This is a genomic window from Fictibacillus sp. 5RED26, from assembly GCF_015903895.1.
In the GTDB taxonomy this organism is placed as follows: Bacteria; Bacillota; Bacilli; order Bacillales; family Fictibacillaceae; genus Fictibacillus; species Fictibacillus phosphorivorans.
On sequence record NZ_JACZDU010000001.1, the window covers coordinates 1311878 to 1329072 of the forward strand.

At 37.2% G+C, this 17195-nt stretch carries 21 protein-coding genes and 1 tRNA gene; 17 read left to right on the plus strand and 5 right to left on the minus strand.

Annotation, left to right across the window (positions count from 1 at the left end; genetic code table 11):
- The first annotated feature begins 42 nt into the window (after positions 1-42).
- On the plus strand, positions 43-807 hold the full coding sequence (locus tag IHV10_RS06895) for a class I SAM-dependent methyltransferase (protein WP_197127878.1): 765 nt from the start codon (positions 43-45) through the stop codon (positions 805-807).
- A gap of 33 nt (positions 808-840) precedes the next feature.
- On the plus strand, positions 841-1863 hold the full coding sequence (gene ltaE, locus IHV10_RS06900) for a low-specificity L-threonine aldolase (protein WP_197127879.1): 1023 nt from the start codon (positions 841-843) through the stop codon (positions 1861-1863).
- A gap of 219 nt (positions 1864-2082) precedes the next feature.
- Here the strand turns inward: ltaE and IHV10_RS06905 are convergent, their stop codons facing one another.
- On the minus strand, positions 2083-3537 hold the full coding sequence (locus IHV10_RS06905) for an amidase family protein (RefSeq protein ID WP_197127880.1): 1455 nt from the start codon (positions 3535-3537) through the stop codon (positions 2083-2085).
- A 139-nt stretch (positions 3538-3676) separates the two neighbouring features.
- Positions 3677-4417 (minus strand): DUF6081 family protein, encoded by a 741-nt coding sequence (locus IHV10_RS06910; RefSeq protein ID WP_197127881.1) that lies wholly within the window; start codon positions 4415-4417, stop codon positions 3677-3679.
- 188 nt (positions 4418-4605) lie between these two features.
- Here IHV10_RS06910 and IHV10_RS06915 point away from each other — a divergent pair, with 188 nt between their 5' ends.
- From IHV10_RS06915 to IHV10_RS06965, 11 genes are all read left to right on the plus strand, one after another.
- Positions 4606-4890 (plus strand): hypothetical protein, encoded by a 285-nt coding sequence (locus IHV10_RS06915; RefSeq protein WP_197127882.1) that lies wholly within the window; start codon positions 4606-4608, stop codon positions 4888-4890.
- Between the two features lie 99 nt (positions 4891-4989).
- Positions 4990-5364 carry a DUF2203 domain-containing protein gene (locus IHV10_RS06920; RefSeq protein WP_197127883.1) on the plus strand — a complete coding sequence of 125 codons (375 nt, stop codon included), beginning with the start codon at positions 4990-4992 and terminating at the stop codon, positions 5362-5364.
- 79 nt (positions 5365-5443) lie between these two features.
- A tRNA-Arg gene (locus tag IHV10_RS06925) sits at positions 5444-5518 on the plus strand.
- 135 nt (positions 5519-5653) lie between these two features.
- Positions 5654-6562 (plus strand): rhodanese-related sulfurtransferase, encoded by a 909-nt coding sequence (locus tag IHV10_RS06930; RefSeq protein ID WP_197128236.1) that lies wholly within the window; start codon positions 5654-5656, stop codon positions 6560-6562.
- A 128-nt stretch (positions 6563-6690) separates the two neighbouring features.
- Entirely contained in the window at positions 6691-7011 is a 321-nt protein-coding gene (locus IHV10_RS06935; protein WP_197127884.1) for a hypothetical protein, read from the plus strand.
- A complete protein-coding gene (locus IHV10_RS06940) occupies positions 7004-7378 on the plus strand; it encodes a kinase-associated lipoprotein B (protein WP_197127885.1) in 375 nt (124 codons plus the stop codon). Before IHV10_RS06935 ends, IHV10_RS06940 begins: the two co-directional genes overlap by 8 nt.
- Before the next feature lie 53 nt (positions 7379-7431).
- Positions 7432-8253 carry an ammonia-dependent NAD(+) synthetase gene (gene nadE / locus IHV10_RS06945; protein ID WP_197127886.1) on the plus strand — a complete coding sequence of 274 codons (822 nt, stop codon included), beginning with the start codon at positions 7432-7434 and terminating at the stop codon, positions 8251-8253.
- Positions 8254-8344: 91 nt separating this feature from the next.
- The gene (locus IHV10_RS06950; protein WP_137789510.1) at positions 8345-8596 is read left to right on the plus strand and encodes a hypothetical protein; all 252 of its coding nucleotides are present in this window, start codon (positions 8345-8347) and stop codon (positions 8594-8596) included.
- 209 nt (positions 8597-8805) lie between these two features.
- On the plus strand, positions 8806-9672 hold the full coding sequence (gene dat, locus IHV10_RS06955) for a D-amino-acid transaminase (protein ID WP_197127887.1): 867 nt from the start codon (positions 8806-8808) through the stop codon (positions 9670-9672).
- A gap of 21 nt (positions 9673-9693) precedes the next feature.
- Positions 9694-10266 carry a DUF502 domain-containing protein gene (locus tag IHV10_RS06960; RefSeq protein WP_197127888.1) on the plus strand — a complete coding sequence of 191 codons (573 nt, stop codon included), beginning with the start codon at positions 9694-9696 and terminating at the stop codon, positions 10264-10266.
- Between the two features lie 90 nt (positions 10267-10356).
- A complete protein-coding gene (locus IHV10_RS06965; protein WP_197127889.1) occupies positions 10357-11571 on the plus strand; it encodes a DUF2515 family protein in 1215 nt (404 codons plus the stop codon).
- Positions 11572-11580: 9 nt separating this feature from the next.
- On the opposite strand, the gene IHV10_RS06970 is transcribed toward IHV10_RS06965, so the two are convergent.
- Positions 11581-11979, minus strand: a complete 399-nt coding sequence (locus IHV10_RS06970; protein WP_197127890.1) for a hypothetical protein — start codon at positions 11977-11979, stop codon at positions 11581-11583.
- A gap of 159 nt (positions 11980-12138) precedes the next feature.
- On the opposite strand from IHV10_RS06970, the gene IHV10_RS06975 reads away from it, so the two are divergent.
- Positions 12139-12795, plus strand: coding sequence for a GDSL-type esterase/lipase family protein (locus IHV10_RS06975; RefSeq protein ID WP_197127891.1), 657 nt, complete (start codon positions 12139-12141; stop codon positions 12793-12795).
- 135 nt (positions 12796-12930) lie between these two features.
- Here IHV10_RS06975 and proC read toward each other — a convergent pair whose 3' ends face one another.
- Entirely contained in the window at positions 12931-13770 is an 840-nt protein-coding gene (gene proC, locus IHV10_RS06980) for a pyrroline-5-carboxylate reductase (protein ID WP_197127892.1), read from the minus strand.
- Positions 13771-13905: 135 nt separating this feature from the next.
- Between proC and IHV10_RS06985 the strand changes: the two genes are divergently transcribed.
- A complete protein-coding gene (locus IHV10_RS06985; protein WP_197127893.1) occupies positions 13906-14313 on the plus strand; it encodes a group-specific protein in 408 nt (135 codons plus the stop codon).
- Here the strand turns inward: IHV10_RS06985 and IHV10_RS06990 are convergent.
- Positions 14295-15119, minus strand: coding sequence for a GDSL-type esterase/lipase family protein (locus tag IHV10_RS06990; protein ID WP_197127894.1), 825 nt, complete (start codon positions 15117-15119; stop codon positions 14295-14297). The genes IHV10_RS06985 and IHV10_RS06990 overlap by 19 nt on opposite strands.
- Positions 15120-15209: 90 nt before the next feature.
- Here IHV10_RS06990 and IHV10_RS06995 point away from each other — a divergent pair, with 90 nt between their 5' ends.
- Both IHV10_RS06995 and msrA read left to right on the plus strand, forming a co-directional pair.
- Positions 15210-16154: a DMT family transporter gene (locus tag IHV10_RS06995; protein WP_197127895.1), complete on the plus strand. Its 945-nt coding sequence runs from the start codon at positions 15210-15212 to the stop codon at positions 16152-16154.
- 73 nt (positions 16155-16227) lie between these two features.
- Positions 16228-17190: a peptide-methionine (S)-S-oxide reductase MsrA gene (gene msrA / locus IHV10_RS07000; RefSeq protein ID WP_197127896.1), complete on the plus strand. Its 963-nt coding sequence runs from the start codon at positions 16228-16230 to the stop codon at positions 17188-17190.
- Positions 17191-17195 lie beyond the last annotated feature (5 nt).

Consider the following 17195-nt stretch of genomic DNA (forward strand, 5'->3'; position numbering starts at 1 on the left):
ATTAATAGGAATCGTACATAATAAAACAGACAGGTGAAAACAATGATCATTACGACAGCTGGTAAAAATGCAACACGATTAAAAAACAAAGCGCAAGAAGTTGCCGTCTCGATTGACGGGATGTTTGTGGATAGAGATGGCCACTCTATCTCTTCAATCATTAGGAAATATAATGACCATGTTCTTATGATCGGAGTGGACAAAATCTCGTATCATCCAAAAGACGACAGCACACCGTTCTTTTTTCATCCGAATTCTTCTATGTTTCGCGTTAAACAGATTCTTCGAGGAGAGAAAGATGCTTTTATAGAAGCGTCGCGGCTCAAAGAGGGAATGAAAATCTTAGATTGCACGTTGGGACTAGCATCTGATGCGATCGTTGCTAGTTTGGTAACGGGTAGAAGAGGGGCTGTAGTTGGAGTTGAGAGCAGTAGAGCCATTTCATTTGTCGTGAAGAGCGGTCTTCAAGTGTGGGAGTCCAACTCTAAAGAAATGAATGATGCGATGAGAAGAATTGATGTGGTACATGAAAATCATTATGATTTTCTAAAAAAACAGCACGACAACAGTTTTGATGTGGTCTATTTTGATCCGATGTTTGAATCCACAATCTCATCTCCTGGTATACAGGGATTAAAGAGCAGTGCGGATTACGGAGTGCTTACCGACACAATCATTAAAGAAGCAAAAAGAGTAGCGTCCGAACGAGTCGTGATGAAAGATAATAAAAGCAGTACGAAGTTTAACGACTTGGGATTTTCTGTGATTAAACGAAATGCTAGTTTTTTATATGGTGTGATTGAATGATAAAAGATACGAAAAAACCGGATGAGGTGGAGTATGATTGATCTTAGAAGTGACACGTTAACACAACCTACTAAAGAAATGAGAGACGCTATCTACACGGCTACAGTTGGTGATGATGTTTATGGAGAGGATCCAACAATCAATAAGCTTGAGAAGCTTGCCGCTGAGATCACTGGAAAAGAAGCTGCTTTGTTTGTAACAAGCGGAACACAAGGAAATCAATTGGCGGTGCTTGCTCAATGTTCACCCGGAGATGAGATCATCGTTGAATCAGAGTCTCATATATTCTTTTATGAAGGAGCAGCTATCTCTGCATTAGCAGGTGTTCAGCCAAGAGTAATAACAGGTGTTCGAGGAGAGATGGATCCTGCTTTAGTCAAACAAGCGATTCGTTCTGATGATATCCATTTTCCGGATACATCGCTGATTTGTCTCGAGAATACCCATAACCGTTCAGGTGGATCTGTTGTTTCGTTAGATAACATGAAGAGCATTTATGATGTGGCTAGAGATGCAGGTATTCCTGTTCACATCGATGGGGCGAGACTTTTTAATTCTGTCGTTGCAACGAACAAGAATGTGAAGGATTTTACCCAATATTGTGATTCCGTTCAGTTTTGCTTATCTAAAGGATTAGGGTCACCAGTAGGTTCTATTCTGGCAGGAGAACGGAGATTTATCGATAAAGCCCGTAAGTGGAGAAAACGTCTAGGCGGGGGAATGAGACAAGCTGGTTTCTTAGCGGCTAGTGGAATCATTTCATTAACAAAAATGGTCGACCGATTAGCTGAAGATCATGATAAAGCACGAAAGTTAGCAGGTGCCATTGAAGATATAAACGGGCTAGTATTAGTGAATAGACCTGATACTAATATAGTAATCGTCAATATTGAAAAAACAAAACAGAGAAATGAAGAGTTTTTAGAAAGACTAAAACAAGAGGGAGTTCTTGCCGTATCGTTCGGTGAAGGTCAGATCCGGTTAACAACGCATTATGATGTTAGTGATGCAGATATCGATCATGCAATCTCTGCATTAAAAGCAGTAGTAGGGTAATATAACGTATAGTTTTAACTGAAAAAAGAGCTGGAAATAGAAGGATGAGCCTCTTCAAGAAGGCTCATCCTTTGTTTTGTTAAGGCAATCTTATGTAAGTTTTGTCGCTTTTGGAAGTAGTTGATCTCCATTCCAATCAATAGACAACGGAAAAACGACAATCATTTAGAAAAGAGAGTTATAAAGAAACATGTTGGCGAATTAAATCATTCATGTCTATTAAAATACTACAGGAACTCTCTTTTGAGAAATCTGTTCGAAGACATAAGCTGTATGTATCAATTTTTTCTCGGAGTATGCTTCTCCAGTAAAGATAACACTAAGTGGTAACCCATCATCATCAAACCCAGAAGGAACTGTAATGGAAGGATATCCTGCTTTGGCAGGAATAGCATACCATACGTCATTTGGACTGATGAGAGCCGTTAAGTTATGTTTTTCAATAATAAGATCTATTCCTCTATTTTGCGTCATCTCAAGATCGTTTAATCTCGCTTTAAGATATTCTGGACTCGTTAATGTTCCTTCAGTCATATTGCTATCTAACAACAGCTCTTGGTTGTGCTTTAAACACTTTTCCTTATTCTGTACATTAAAATCTATGACATCAGATAAAGAGGAGATCTTAATCTCTGATGAAACAGAACGTAAATAATGGTTAAGACCACTCTTGAACTCGTGTAAGAGCACTTTATAATCTGATTCATTATTCTCTAAAGGTGAGATTTGATCTAAATAAATAATTTCCCCACCTTCATCCTCAATAAGCTTTAATGCTTCATCGAAGACTGACCTTTGTTTATGATTTAAATGCTTTATGCAAAATTCGTAAGATACACCAAATCGTTTGCCTTTTAAAGTGGCTTGTTCTAATCCTTCTATATAGTTACAATGCTGTGGAGCGGACAATGTTGCAGCATCTAGTGGATCATTTCCCTGTATAGCTTCAAGGAGAATCGCAGCATCTTTAACATTTCGTGCCATGGGACCAGCCGTGTCTTGACTGATTGAAATCGGAATGATACCTGAACGAGAGACTAAACCAACAGTTGGTTTGATCCCAACGATATTATTATTTCCAGCGGGACATAGGATAGAGCCTGAAGTTTCAGTTCCTATGCTAAGTGCAGCAAAATTACTGGCGACAGCAGCAGCTGAGCCTGAACTAGATCCACTCACATCCAATACTCCTGGTCCATATGGATTAAGTACTTGTCCTCCTCGTGAACTAAAACCGTTAGGCATATCATATGCCATGAAGTTAGCCCACTCGGTCATATTTGCTTTTCCGATGATGACTACACCAGCATCTCTCAACTTCTTAACGACATAAGCATCACTTTTGGCATAATGGTTCTCTAAAGCCAGAGAACCTGCACTCGTATGCATCTGATCGGCAGTGTCGATGTTATCTTTAATGATGACAGGAACACCGTGTAGAGGTCCTCGAACTTTGCCGTTCTGTCTTTCAAAATCCAAACTTTTCGCAATGAATAATACATCAGGGTTGATCTCTAATACGGAGTTGATCATAGGTCCTTGTTTATCGTAGTTAGAGATGCGATCAAGATAAAACATGACCAGTTCAACTGATGTTAAGTCACCGTTCTCAAAATAATGCTGTACCTTTTCAAGTGTGATCTCATTTAAATCCAACACAATATTTTGTGACATTTTGCCGCTTCCTCTCTTAATTACTCAATACTTATTATATAAAACTGTCGCAAAAAAAGGAATTTTCAAAGTATTTATAGAATAAATAAAAAAAGGCCCGCATCATGCAGACCTTTAAAGGATTTAGCCGATTTCTGTATTATTCACTTATCAATACTTTCATAGGTGACCATTCACCGATAATCCCTTGACCATGAAGGGATGTACTTCCTTCAGAAGATAGGTCTTTTTCGGTCATAAGTCCTAATGCTACCGTGAACTCATTGAATTTGATCGGCACGTGTTTTTCGGTTCGAACAATATTTCCGTTCACAGAGAATATAACTTCATCGCCTGAACGATTGTATGTGATTTGGTATTCGTTCCATTCTCTTTGATTAAATTCTTGTTCTTCTTTAAAGATACAAAAGTATCTTGTTTTATCTGTCTCAGGTACGGAGACACCTGGAAATGGGAGTACGGCATAGACGCTAGCGTATTTATCGTTACCTGCAAAGAAATCAAGTGCTGCTCCTGTCGTAAAATCTAATAAGTTTACAGAAACAAAACCATCATACAGGTCATTTGCATTCGTTCCGATCGGACGTGAACGCATCTTCCACTGAAAGGTGACTGTTCCGTCTTGTGGCACTTTGATCGGTTCATTTGAATAATACATGTGTTTTGCATTATCTAAGAACTGAACAGAAGGGTGGGATTTAGTGAAAGGATTTACTCTCACATACAGTTCGTCATTTCTAACGATAACGACTGCCTCAGGCTCTCTAAACTCATGGAAGGATCCATCTGGAAGAGGGAAACCTCCGATCCTCCATGTTTCGGATTCAGACAGTATAGAATGGAAATTACCAAGTGTGATTTCATTTTGATGTTTTTTCATTAAACACAGCTCCTAGTTAATTGCTTATAAACATATTTAATCAAATTAAGATTGATGAGGCAAATGCAAGCTTTTCTATTAATACCCGTCCAAAAAAAACTAGTTTTCTAGGATGGACAAGTATAATTCAGAAAAAACTGAATAATAATGGTATTAAGAGCTCGCAAATTAAAGGGAGGGTGTTCTCTATGAAAACGGTATCTCAAATTAATTTACGAAAAGAAAAGGAAAAAACGTTCACAAGCGATGATAGAATTATGTTGTTTATAACAAAGTTCCATCTAAAATCAAAACGGGATAAATGGTTGACATTAAGGCTTCTGCTTAGAAGAGGATCTGTGGATTTAGTTGAGCAAATATTAATCAGCTCAGAATACAGAAGAGATTTTCCAGAATTACTTGAAGATGAAACAGTTAGAGATTTTTATTTAGACTTAAAGAATCCTAAGAAAGAAATATGTCTTACCGTTTAACCTTTTGGTGACCCAAAAGGTTTTCTTCTTGTCATTTTTGTGTGCAAAGTATTTATCATTTGATATAATACGAACAAGAAGATGAAGGAGTCCGATGTAATGAAGCGCTATACATTAGAAGAAGCCAACCAATTGCTTCCAGTCCTCTCAAAAGAGTTTGATTCTCTGCATAACTTACAAAGAGAGTTTGACTTGTGGTATGAATCTTTTCAGCAAGTCGAACCTCAGTTGAATGCAGAAGAAAAAGCTGCTTGGGAAAAAAGAATTCAATTCATGGAACTTGAAGCTGAAATGTTTATCTCAAATATTTTGTCTCATGGTGTATGGTTTGAAGATGCTTTTTCTTCTACACTCCATTTCCCAGCTATTTTAAATGGAGAAAAAGGTGTATTCAAATGGCATCCAGAAGAACCAGTCATTACTGTTTATGAGAGTATAGAAGAAAAAATGGATCTGCTTCATTTGGTAAATTAAGGTTTGTTTATTTAATTCATGTAAAAAATACTTGTTTTATTCTTTGAAAAAGCTTATGATATTATTCGTGACGTAATTAGCGCCTATAGTGAAATGGATATCACACGAGATTTCGGCTCTCGTATTCTGGGTTCGAATCCTGGTGGGCGCGCCACTTCCAATTAAATATCTCGAATATCGGTTAGACCGGTACTCACCACGGGGAAGGCTATTGGGACCGGTGGTTTTTTATTTGGCGTCGCAAAAATAAACTAACGTTGCAGGTTGGTGATTAATTGTGTCAGAAAAAATGAGAGTACTATTGTATTACAAGTATGTTCCGATCGATGATCCAGAGAGCTATAAAGACGAACATTTAAAGTTCTGTAAAGATCTAGGTCTTTTAGGAAGAATCATCGTTGCTCCTGAGGGAATCAATGGAACTGTGTCAGGAACGTATGAACAGACTCAAATCTATATGGATCATCTAAAAGCGGATCCGCGATTTGAAGATATTGTTTTTAAAATAGATGAAGTAGAAGAACATACATTTAAGAAGATGTTTGTTCGCCATAAGAAGGAACTAGTAACGTGGCGCTTTGAAGATGATGTTGACCCGAACCAGTTATCAGGTAAACGTTTATCTCCAAAAGAATTTTACGAAGCGCTCCAAGATGAAGATGTAATCGTAATTGATGGTCGTAACGACTATGAATATGAGATCGGACACTTTCGTGGTGCCATCCGTCCAGATGTAAAAGCTTCAAGAGACTTTCCAAAATGGGTACGCGAAAATATTAGCGAGTTTAAAGATAAAAAAGTGTTAACGTACTGTACAGGTGGAATCCGCTGTGAAAAGTTCTCAGGCTTTCTTCTTCAAGAAGGTTTTCAAGATGTATCACAGCTTGAAGGCGGAATCGTAACGTACGGTAAAGATGATGAAGTCCAAGGAAAGCTTTGGGATGGCAAACTTTATGTGTTTGATGAACGAATCTCTGTTCCCGTTAACCGTACAGAAGAAGATGTAGTGATCGCTACATGTTATTATTGCGGAAAGACAGAAGACCGTTACGTGAACTGTGCAAACCCAGAATGTAATAAACAACATGTTTGCTGTACGGAGTGTGAAGTGAAGCATAAGCGTTCTTGTTCGAAAGAATGTTTAGATCACCCGCGTAACCGTTATGAGACAGAACAAAAAGAACAACAAACTGTTTAAGCTACAAAGCCAGTGATAATACTGGCTTTTTTTATTTTCCTGTTTTAAAGTTAACGGTATATAGATGACTTTTTATTCAAAATGGAATGCAAAAACAGCGTAAAAGAGTGATTAAAGAGGTGATAGAGATGAATAATAAAGCAAACGATGTTTCTGAACAAGTGATAAGTAATTATCAAAAAGATGAAGGTATGATGATCATCATTTACGCTCAATGGTGTGTGAATAATAAGCTTGATCCTAAAGGTGTCTATCTTAAAGCGTATCCAGATCAAAGTAATAATGAGTATGTAATGCATATGCTAGAGCAAACTGTGTCGATAGAAGAAGCAGAGCATATCCCTCATGATACTGTACTACAAGTTTTATCGTTATTCGGCAATGAAGACCTTGCCTTTGTAGTGTCTAATGAAATCAATGCGATGAAGGAGACAAAAAGGGATGAATAATGAAAACCTTGTACTCGCAAGTTATAAAACCGGGCAGTATATAGGAAAAGCAGGAGAAGAGCGTAACCAGATGGTGTTATTTGAAGTTTTGGCAGTAAAACACCACCCTTGGCAAGGTGATCTTCATAACCCTAAACAAGCAGATGTCCCATTTTTCCAAGAAAGAAGAGCGCTAAGTTATGGAGAGAAAACATGGGTGCCAGTTCATACGATCAAAAGCTACGATGGTGAACTTCCCTCCTACAAAGAATCTTTAAAACATGCCTTAAATCAGTACATAGACAAGTTAGAAGTGGACGGTAGTCCTTGGGCAAAACGCTCTTTGGACTGTTTGTTTTCATTAGAAAAAGACTATAAGCTTGATTAAAAGTGGATAGACAGTGGAAAAAAGATATTATAGACCAAAAGGTGGCGATAGAATTGGAACTTCAAAATCAGGTTATTTCAGAGTTGAAAGTGGAACCAAAAATTGATGTAAAGAAAGAGATTAAATCCAGAATTCAATTTTTAAAGGACTATGTAAAAAAATCTGGTGCAAAAGGTTATGTTCTTGGCATCAGTGGTGGACAAGACTCAAGTCTTGCTGGTAAATTAGCTCAGATTGCTATGAACGAACTAAAGGATGAAACGGGAGAAACATATACTTTTGTAGCGGTTAGACTTCCATATGGCGTACAAAAAGATGAAGAAGATGCTCAGCGTGCTCTAAAATTCATCGAGCCAGATGTATCTTTAACCGTAGATATTAAACCGGCCGTTGATGCTTCAATGAGTGCCTTTACAAAGGCAACTGAAAAAGAACTTTCTAACTTTCTAAAAGGGAACACGAAAGCACGCGAAAGAATGAAAGTTCAATATGATATTGCAGGCGCTTATCAATGTTTGGTAATCGGTACAGATCATGCAGCAGAAGCGATAACTGGCTTCTTTACAAAACATGGTGACGGAGCATGCGACCTCGTTCCATTGTACGGATTAAATAAAAGACAAGGAAGAGAGCTGTTAAAAGAACTAGGCGCAGAAGAACGTCTATATTTAAAAGTTCCTACAGCTGATCTTGAAGACGACAAGCCGCTGATTCCTGATGAAACAGCACTCGGAGTAACATATGAAGAAATCGATGACTATCTGGAAGGAAAGGAAGTTTCTTCGTCATCTAAAGAAAAAATTGAAAAAAGATACATCCAGACGATGCATAAGAGAAACCATCCTGCGTCCGTTCACGATACGTGGTGGAAGTAAGAGTAGAGCACCTGGGGAAACCAGGTGTTTTTGTTTTGCCGCTTTTAGGTTATACTTGTTCTTGGAATAAAGGGGAAGGGGATACATAACTTTGAGTAAAACGGCTAAGATCATCATCTCATTAGGTATCGTATTTTTAGCATATTTTGTTTATGATACTATTAATCGCGAGAACGAAAGAAAAGATCGATTAAATGTTATCGACGAGCATTTTAAGAAACCTTTTAAGATTGAGGAAGAGTTGAAAGAACAGTATGATAATGACTTCTTGATCGAAATGGACAAGGAACTATATATCGTTACAGTAGAGGATCATAAAGTTGTTAAAACAGTAAAGCAATAATGAGAATGAAACCGCTTATAAAAGCGGTTTTTTGTATGATTGATTGTATGATGTTTAAACCTGGAAATCGAGCAACCCGTATTGAAATTCAACGATCTTCAAAGCAACGATGAATACTGACAAAGTGACACTTGAAGGCATCCACTTTTTCATTTAAAGTAGATGAAAGCTCAACTGTATACATATTATAGTGATGGGGTGGTAAAATCATGGAAAATTCATACGTTTTGTATCATGATCAAATTATTAAAGACGGATCGATACCAGTTGATCCCCAAGACAGAGGCTACCTTTTCGGAGATGGAATCTATGAAGTGGTATTTGTTTATGACAAAAAACCTTTTGCGTTTAAAGAGCATTTCGCGAGGTTTGAACAAAGTGCAAAGAAACTTGAACTAGCAATGCCCTATGATGTTTCTACGTTTAAAAAGCTTACAGATGAACTGATCAGTAAGAACAACATTGAGAATGGAATGGTCTACATTCAGATGACTCGTGGAGTCGCACCCAGAAATCATCTTTATGAAAGAAATATGCAAAGTGTTGTAACAGGTTTTGCAAAATCCGTTTCACTTGAAAACATTGCGAAATCTCAAGCAAGTGGAATCAGCACGTATCTAACAGAAGATATCCGTTGGCTGCGCTGTGACATTAAAAGCTTAAACCTACTTGGCAATGTGATGGCAAAACGGAAAGCGGCAGATTTTGACTGTCAAGAAGCGATTCAGCACAGAGATGGAACAGTAACAGAAGGGTCTTCATCCAACGTATTTATCGTAATAAATGGAACATTGAAAACACATCCAAGTACAAATCTGATCTTAAATGGTATCACTCGACAAATCGTGATTACATTAGCACTAGAAAATGGCATCTCCGTTCTAGAAGAAGCATTCTCTGTAGATGACCTTTTAAACGCAGACGAGGTTTTCATTACAAGTACAACGATGGAAGTAACACCAGTTACCAAACTTGTAGGCTCAGAGAATCAAACATACGACATTGGTCCTGTAACACTTAAACTGCAAGACCACTTTAAGAGACAGATAAAAAAGAATACTTCTGTCGTTAACTAGTCTTTAATTGTAGGGGAAAATATGAAAAAAATACTCAAGTACTTTATAAATGGACTGCTGACTATCCTTCCGATCGTGTTAGCTGTTTATCTGATATATAAGATTTTTGGATTTTTAGACAGCATCCTTGGTAACTTATTAAAAGATGTTCTAAAAGAAGATTATATACCAGGCATCGGACTTATCACGACGCTTTTACTGATTACTGTCTTGGGTTGGATGTCTACTCAATATGTATCAGGAAAGTTATTTAGTCTTATCGATCGCGTGCTAGAGAAGACACCTTTTGTTAAGACGATTTATTCTGTGATAAAAGATACGATTCACTCTCTTTTTGGAGAGAAAAGATCTTTTTCCAAAGTAGTGCTGATTGAATATCCGGAACTGAATGTAAAAAGTGTAGGTTTTGTTACGACTGAAGATGTAAGTAGTTTAAGTGATGAGTTGAGAGATCACGTTGCTGTTTACATCCCTCAAACGTTTCAGATTGCAGGTTTCACTTTTTTAGTACCAAAAGACAAGATCAAAGTTCTTGATGTAAAACCTGAAGATGCCATGAAGTTTTTATTATCTGGTGGCGTAGCAACTAAATAAAATAGTCGATGAACAAACACCCTTGTAACGGAAAGGGTGTTTTTCGTTTGCTTTTTTCATACATTGAAAGAAAAGGAGGGTGTTAAGCTGATGACATCAAAACGGTTATTTACAAAATTAACACTCATCCCGTTCGAAATGTTCATAAATGCCTTTCCCTTTTTTCATAGAGAAAAAGTAATCTGGCAACTCAGTAAAGAAGAGAGGATGTTGCTACAAGATGAATGGAAAAGAATAAAAAGAAGAAACGGAGAAGTTAAGATAAATCTTCAAAGCAATAGCAAAGAGTTAGTTCGAAGAATCAAAGCAGAGACGAAACGCTATAACAAAAATAATGTCACACGTACCACAGCTTATTTAACGTTCTATAATAAACACCCTGAGATCTCATGGTCATTTTTAGCTCATATGGTTTCTAGAAACGCTGGATATTTTATGAGTGATCTTAAAGGAGAGTTCTTACCACACATTCTTGAAGAAACATTTCTAACAAAATTGTACGACATGCTTGAAAAAGGAAACAGTATGATTTTTGAGGATGCTTATCCTCAACTGCTTTTATACGAAGAGAGTAAAAGAACAGGAATATCTCTGTTTCATCTTAGTCATCATTTCAACATTTCTCCTTTTATTGAAGGCGTTTGGGAGATTTATATACGCCAAGAAGATCAGGGCTTTTTACTTCCTGTCGCACAGATTATTAATGAACAAAGTCATATTGAAAAAGCACTTGTTCAAACAGAAGAATATAAAGAATTATTAAATTCTATCACATATCGTCTACAAGAATGGCTGAAACTTTCGCAAATATTGTTTCCTACATGGCCGTTGAAACAATCAATTGGAAGAAACATGAACCATTTTAAGAACCTTGATGAAAGAATTCGGTTGGGGCAAAATTTATACTCCACATTATTTCAAACACAGTTTGCAACGAACATACACAGGTTTGCGAATGCTATTCCTCATACGGGATCGCGATGTGATTATGATCACAAAAGTTTTACTGCTATCTATCCTTCTCCGGATAAGTTTCCTAAAGAAAAGCTCTCTTTTTTCAAAGTGAAAAATAACACGAAAATATATAGTCCATTTCTTCTAGATGTATGGAAGCACAACTGTAGTGGACCTTATCTTGGTTCGAATTGGTTTGATGATGAAGAGTATGTATTAAAGAAGATGAAGTTAGTGAATAAACCTTCTCCCTCCACATGGATGACGTATTGGTCTGGTCTACACAAAATAGAGTCTGTATTTCTCTTTAATCGATATTATAAGATGCTCAAAAAAAATAGAAACCTTTGATAAAGGCTTCTATTTAAAAAAGGAAAGGATGTTACCCATTTGCTGTGCAAGCCCCATCACTTGATTTGCTCCGCCCATCATTTTTCCGAAGTTAAGTCCAGATCCTTGATTGTTCGGCATCATACCCATTGAATTTTGATTGCCTTGACTCTGCTGTTGGTTAAATGGCATACCTTGCATCATTGGATGTGGCATCGCACCAGGTGGCATCATTGGCATCATATATGGCATGAATGGCTGTTGAGTTAATCCTTGTGAATATTGCTGCTGTGGCATAGAAGCTGGAGCTGTTGGAGCGTATGGCGGTCTGCCGGGTACCGTTTGGCTATTTGCATATCCCTTTGCAGTTGGTGTAGTAAAAGGGTCGTATCCGCCATATGGGAACATTCTTACAGATTTCTCTTTCAAAAAAAATCACCTCATAATAGTTTCTATATATGTATATTCAACGAATGAAAAAGGGACATAACCCTTTCGTGGAAGTGATGAAAACGCCCTGTCCAAATTTAAAACACATCATATTTTAATAATAGAAATGTGTGCTTTGAAAAGGAGGATAAGGGATTTATGTCTGATGAACATACTTCATATGAATGGTTGTTAACGGCGATCGGTGATTCCTTAACTGTTGGAGTAGGAGCACCGGTGTTCGGTAAAGGATATGTTGGAAGATTTGTAAACTTCACACAAACTACTTTTGATAAGCACATCTTAGTAAAAAACTTCGCAGTAACGGGTACAACTTCCGAAGAAATATTAAATTCCTTAAGCGATAAAGAGATCAAACGGTCGATTAAGGATTCTAAAATCATATTAATCACAGCTGGTGGTAACGATCTTATTCAAGCGGCTTTTAAATATATGTTTACGAAAGAAGAAGAATTGATCGATCATGCTTTAGAAAATTGCAAAAAAAATCTAAACAAAATTTTTAAGAAGATCTATAAATTAAAAAGAAACTCAACAGAGCCGTTTATCATCAGAATATGCACGTTGTATAACCCTTACTTTAAATGGAGTAAAGCCATGCAATGGGTCAACATGTTTAACGATTTGATCAAGAGCTATGAGAAGATGCCATATGTGAAAGTAGCAGATCTATACAGTGTCTTTATGGGAAGAGAGAGTGAGCTCGTCTGTTTTGATACGATTCATCCAAACAAAAAAGGCTATCAAGTCATAGCCGTTTCACTGTTTGATTTAGGTTTTACTGAAATCGAGTAATAAAATGTTCCGCACTCAAACCCAATAAAATTTCACGTACCGTAAGCGCATTCTATTTTAAAAAAATTAAAACCAGTCAATAACCAAAAAAAGAGGAGCTGCCACAATAATGACAGCTCCTCTCCGGAATTTTATTTACATAACAGGAACTTTTTCAAATTCTTTTCTAAGTGATCTGGAACGTTTTGCAGCATGTTCCACGGCTTTTTCAATGGCAACACCACCGCCATTTTCTGCAAGTGCATCAAGTCCTGCCGCAGTCGTGCCGTTTGGTGAGGTCACTTTCTTTCTTAGTTCAGCTGGAGAGTCATCGGACTCCATAACCATCTTACTTGCACCATAAAGTGTCTGAGCTGCAATATCACGGGCTAATTCACGATCAAGTCCGTTTTCTACAGCGACATCTTCCATATGTTCAAGCAAGTAATAAAAATACGCAGGTCCACTACCGGCTATTCCTGTGAAAACATCCATCTGTTTCTCAGATATAATTTTCACTTTGCCAATAGCTTTCGACAATTCTTGAGCTAAATCCAAATCTTCATTTTTTACATACTTACCGGCACTAATACCTGTAATGGATTCACCAATCATACTCGATGTATTAGGCATAACACGAATGATAGGTAAAGATCTGTCTAGGATCTCCTCTATATACGTTGTTGAAATTCCGGCAAGAACGGATAAAATGACATGGTGATCTTGAAGTGCGGGTCGAAGTTGTTGAAGAACTTCTTCCGCTTGTTTTGGTTTTACCGCAAGAATAATCACGTCTGTGTTCGTTAATGAGAGTTCTTGAACTGAAGTTGTCGTAATGTTATATCTGTTCGTTAGTTCTAATCTTCTGTTTTCATTCGTGTGGTTCGCTGCTATGATTCGATCAGGAGAAATTTTGGCTTTGTTGATCAATCCTGATATCATTGCTTCTGCCATTGAACCTGCACCAATAAAAGTAATATTTCTGTATTTTAACATGCAACCCCTCTTTCAATGATTTTACTTATTTATAAAGTACTATGTTAACATGTTCACAAATAGATGCAAGTCGTTATATCCATTTCCACTGGATTGTAATATGATTTTTACATAAGAAACAAAGGAGGAGCGTGAATGAAATTTTATGTGGCTTCGGGATTTCAAAATATAGAACGTGTAAAAAAGTTAGGTAAAGATCTGCAAAAAAAACTTCATTGGAAGCTTACATATGATTGGACTGTTAACGATAGAGCAGAGACGAAAGAAGATCTGGCTGAAATAGGAATAAAAGAGTATGAAGCAGTCATGGAAGCTGATATAACAATCGTGGTCTTACCTGGTGGGAAAGGGTGTCATACTGAACTGGGTATTGCTTTAGGGAATAAGAAAATCGTTGTTTTGCACGATCCGGAAGGTGTGTTGCATAAATTATCTGAAGCAACTACATTTTATTTTCTACCACAGATTATACATTGGAATGGGGTAGTAGAAGAACTGCCTGCATTGTGCAGCTCTTCTGAACCTTATCGTGCCTCTTTATAAGATTGATTTTGAAATGTTGTAACGGTTTTGGCAGCGATCCGATTGTATCCTTCTTCATTTGGATGGATGGAATCGTACAACCATTTATCCATATCGTCTGTTTGAAGAGCATCGCTAACGGGAACTACCAAAGCTGGCTTGTGAGAAAGTGCTGTTTCGTATGCGATTAAATTCCAATCATTCAATAGTTTTTCCGTCGCTGGGTAATATTTTTGTTCAGCATTAACAACGTTATACAGTTCATTCAACACTATTATTGCGTTAGGGTTATGTTTTCTGATGTTTTCGAAAATATCATTTAAGTTTTGCTTATAATTAGATTTAACATCATCGTAACTTTGTATAGCTTTTAGTGGACCTTGTTTCTTTGCAATTTGTACGAGGTCATTACCGCCAATATTTATTGAAATGATGTCTGCTTTCTCTACAGATTGCTGAACAGCTGGAATGTCCAGTTGATTCAATAAGCCTTTACTCGTAAAACCAGAAACACCTTGATTTTCGAGAATAAAGGTTTTTTCTGTTAAGTCCTGCAGGTTGTCATTCACTTTGTTAGCGAAACCACCTTGCTCAGAGCCTCTTCCTTCAGCTACTGAATCGCCTAGCACGAGGTGATTCAAAGTGGATTTTGGAGAATTCTTTAGATATTGAAGATAAGTGATTTGTTTCGAATCTGATGAATCACTTTGATCGATCACAGATTCTTTCTTGATCTGGTTTATCTTATATTGCGGATAATAATACCACCCGGCTGCACTTATGACTAATAGCAAAGCAAACAAGGAGATGATATATCTTTTTTTCATATATATCCTCCTGTAACATATTTTTTTAAAAATAAAAGTATTAGTTATAGATAATATCATAAATATGCCTAGAAAGTGAAAGGTGACCACTTGAATAATAATTCACTAAAGATACCTGTATTTATTCCATTAATAATTGGGATCATCGCAATATCGTTTTCTTCTATTTTTGTTAAATGGTCAGATGCACCTGTTTCTGTTCAAGGAATGTATCGATTATTATTTACATTGATCTTGATGTTTCCATTCGTTTGGAAACAAGTTCGTTTTTTGAAAAAAATGACTTGGCAAGAAGGCTTTTTGTTATTTTTATCAGGAACCTTTCTAGCTCTTCATTTCTTGTTTTGGATGGGATCTTTGAAATTAACTACCGTTGCAAGCTCTACGATACTGCTTTCTTTACAGCCTGTTTTTGTAATGATAGGAGCATACATAGCGTTTCGAGAAAGAACTTCAAAGGCAGCAATCATTGGGATGGTTGTTGCGATCGTTGGGGCTATTATGATTGGTTGGGGAGATATTGGCATCTCAATAAAACATATTCAAGGAGATGTTTTATCTATTTTAGGAACGATTGTAGTTGCAGCTCATATGCTGATCGGTCAAAAGCTTCTAAGAACATTTCCTGCTACACTTTATAGTTTTTCTGTATTTTTTGTTGCTGTCATTGTTTTTGGAATCTATAATTTGACTTTGTCTATACCGATGACTGGGTATCCTGAGAAAGAATGGGGGATCTTTGTACTGCTTGCCATCATACCAACTGTATTTGGACATGTATTGTTCAATTGGCTATTAAAATATGTAACAGCTGCTACGATATCAATGGCAATCTTAGGTGAACCAGTTGGGGCAACTTTGTTAGCTTACCTATTTCTTGATGAATCACTAACTCTTTCCCAATGGAGTGGTGGTGCTATCGTGTTAGCGGGGCTGTATTACTTCTTGCAAAATACGCGAAAACAAAATAGACGTTCAACTCCTGCACCGATCAAGCCACCAGTAACATCAGGTCCAATTGTAAAAAAAGGGTAAGAGCCTTTTTCTATGCTTTTTATGGGCATTCTTATATGATGAAACAAACAGATGAAAAAAGGAGATTGATCTCATGAGTAACTATGCAAAAGCTACTTTTGCTGGAGGATGCTTTTGGTGTATGGTCACACCATTTGAAGAGTGGCCAGGCATCATTTCTGTAGAATCAGGCTATACAGGTGGTCACAAAGAAAATCCAACCTATAAGGAAGTCTGCAGTGAAACAACCGGCCATTTTGAAGCCGTTCAAATCACATTTGATCCATCCATCATTTCGTATGAAAAAATCGTCTCAGTTTTTTGGAAACAAATTGATCCTACTGATGCTGGCGGACAATTTTACGATCGTGGAGATTCGTACCGTACTGCCATTTTTTATCATGATGAAGAACAAAAAACGGTTGCTGAAAAATCAAAAAAGGAATTAGAAGAGAGCGGTCGATTCGACAAGCCGATCGCAACTTTAATTTTACCTGCTGATACGTTTTATTCTGCTGAAGAATATCACCAGGATTATCATAAAAAGAATCCTTTTCATTACAAACGCTATCGCCAAGGCTCAGGGCGAGATGCCTTTATCAAATCACACTGGGTAGATAGTGGGCAAAAAGAAGAAATACTTAAAACCCTTAATCCTATGCAATATAACGTTACACAAAAAGATGCAACAGAACCTCCTTTTCAAAATGAATTTTGGAACCATACAGAAGAAGGGATCTACGTGGATATCGTTTCTGGGGAGCCTCTTTTCAGTTCTTTAGACAAATTTGATAGCAGCTGTGGCTGGCCTAGTTTTACAAAACCTGTTCGTTCATCTACTGTCGAAGAAAAGGAAGATTTATCTCACGGTATGATCAGGACGGAAGTAAGAAGTAAGGATGCTGATTCTCACTTAGGACATGTATTCACAGATGGTCCAAGAGATCAAGGTGGATTAAGATATTGTATCAATTCTGCAGCACTTCGTTTTATTCCTAAGAACGAATTAAAAGAAAAAGGATATGGAGAATACCTCACTCTGTTCGAACAAAAATAAACCAG

Bases quoted from the DNA above. Each gene is read 5' to 3' on its own strand.
- IHV10_RS06895 (WP_197127878.1), top strand. From the start codon at position 43: ATGATCATTACGACAGCTGGTAAAAATGCAACACGATTAAAAAACAAA.
- ltaE (WP_197127879.1), top strand. From the start codon at position 841: ATGATTGATCTTAGAAGTGACACGTTAACACAACCTACTAAAGAAATG.
- IHV10_RS06905 (WP_197127880.1), bottom strand. From the start codon at position 3,537: ATGTCACAAAATATTGTGTTGGATTTAAATGAGATCACACTTGAAAAG.
- IHV10_RS06910 (WP_197127881.1), bottom strand. From the start codon at position 4,417: ATGAAAAAACATCAAAATGAAATCACACTTGGTAATTTCCATTCTATA.
- IHV10_RS06915 (WP_197127882.1), top strand. From the start codon at position 4,606: ATGAAAACGGTATCTCAAATTAATTTACGAAAAGAAAAGGAAAAAACG.
- IHV10_RS06920 (WP_197127883.1), top strand. From the start codon at position 4,990: ATGAAGCGCTATACATTAGAAGAAGCCAACCAATTGCTTCCAGTCCTC.
- IHV10_RS06930 (WP_197128236.1), top strand. From the start codon at position 5,654: ATGAGAGTACTATTGTATTACAAGTATGTTCCGATCGATGATCCAGAG.
- IHV10_RS06935 (WP_197127884.1), top strand. From the start codon at position 6,691: ATGAATAATAAAGCAAACGATGTTTCTGAACAAGTGATAAGTAATTAT.
- IHV10_RS06940 (WP_197127885.1), top strand. From the start codon at position 7,004: ATGAATAATGAAAACCTTGTACTCGCAAGTTATAAAACCGGGCAGTAT.
- dat (WP_197127887.1), top strand. From the start codon at position 8,806: ATGGAAAATTCATACGTTTTGTATCATGATCAAATTATTAAAGACGGA.
- IHV10_RS06960 (WP_197127888.1), top strand. From the start codon at position 9,694: ATGAAAAAAATACTCAAGTACTTTATAAATGGACTGCTGACTATCCTT.
- IHV10_RS06965 (WP_197127889.1), top strand. From the start codon at position 10,357: ATGACATCAAAACGGTTATTTACAAAATTAACACTCATCCCGTTCGAA.
- IHV10_RS06975 (WP_197127891.1), top strand. From the start codon at position 12,139: ATGTCTGATGAACATACTTCATATGAATGGTTGTTAACGGCGATCGGT.
- proC (WP_197127892.1), bottom strand. From the start codon at position 13,770: ATGTTAAAATACAGAAATATTACTTTTATTGGTGCAGGTTCAATGGCA.
- IHV10_RS06985 (WP_197127893.1), top strand. From the start codon at position 13,906: ATGAAATTTTATGTGGCTTCGGGATTTCAAAATATAGAACGTGTAAAA.
- IHV10_RS06990 (WP_197127894.1), bottom strand. From the start codon at position 15,119: ATGAAAAAAAGATATATCATCTCCTTGTTTGCTTTGCTATTAGTCATA.
- msrA (WP_197127896.1), top strand. From the start codon at position 16,228: ATGAGTAACTATGCAAAAGCTACTTTTGCTGGAGGATGCTTTTGGTGT.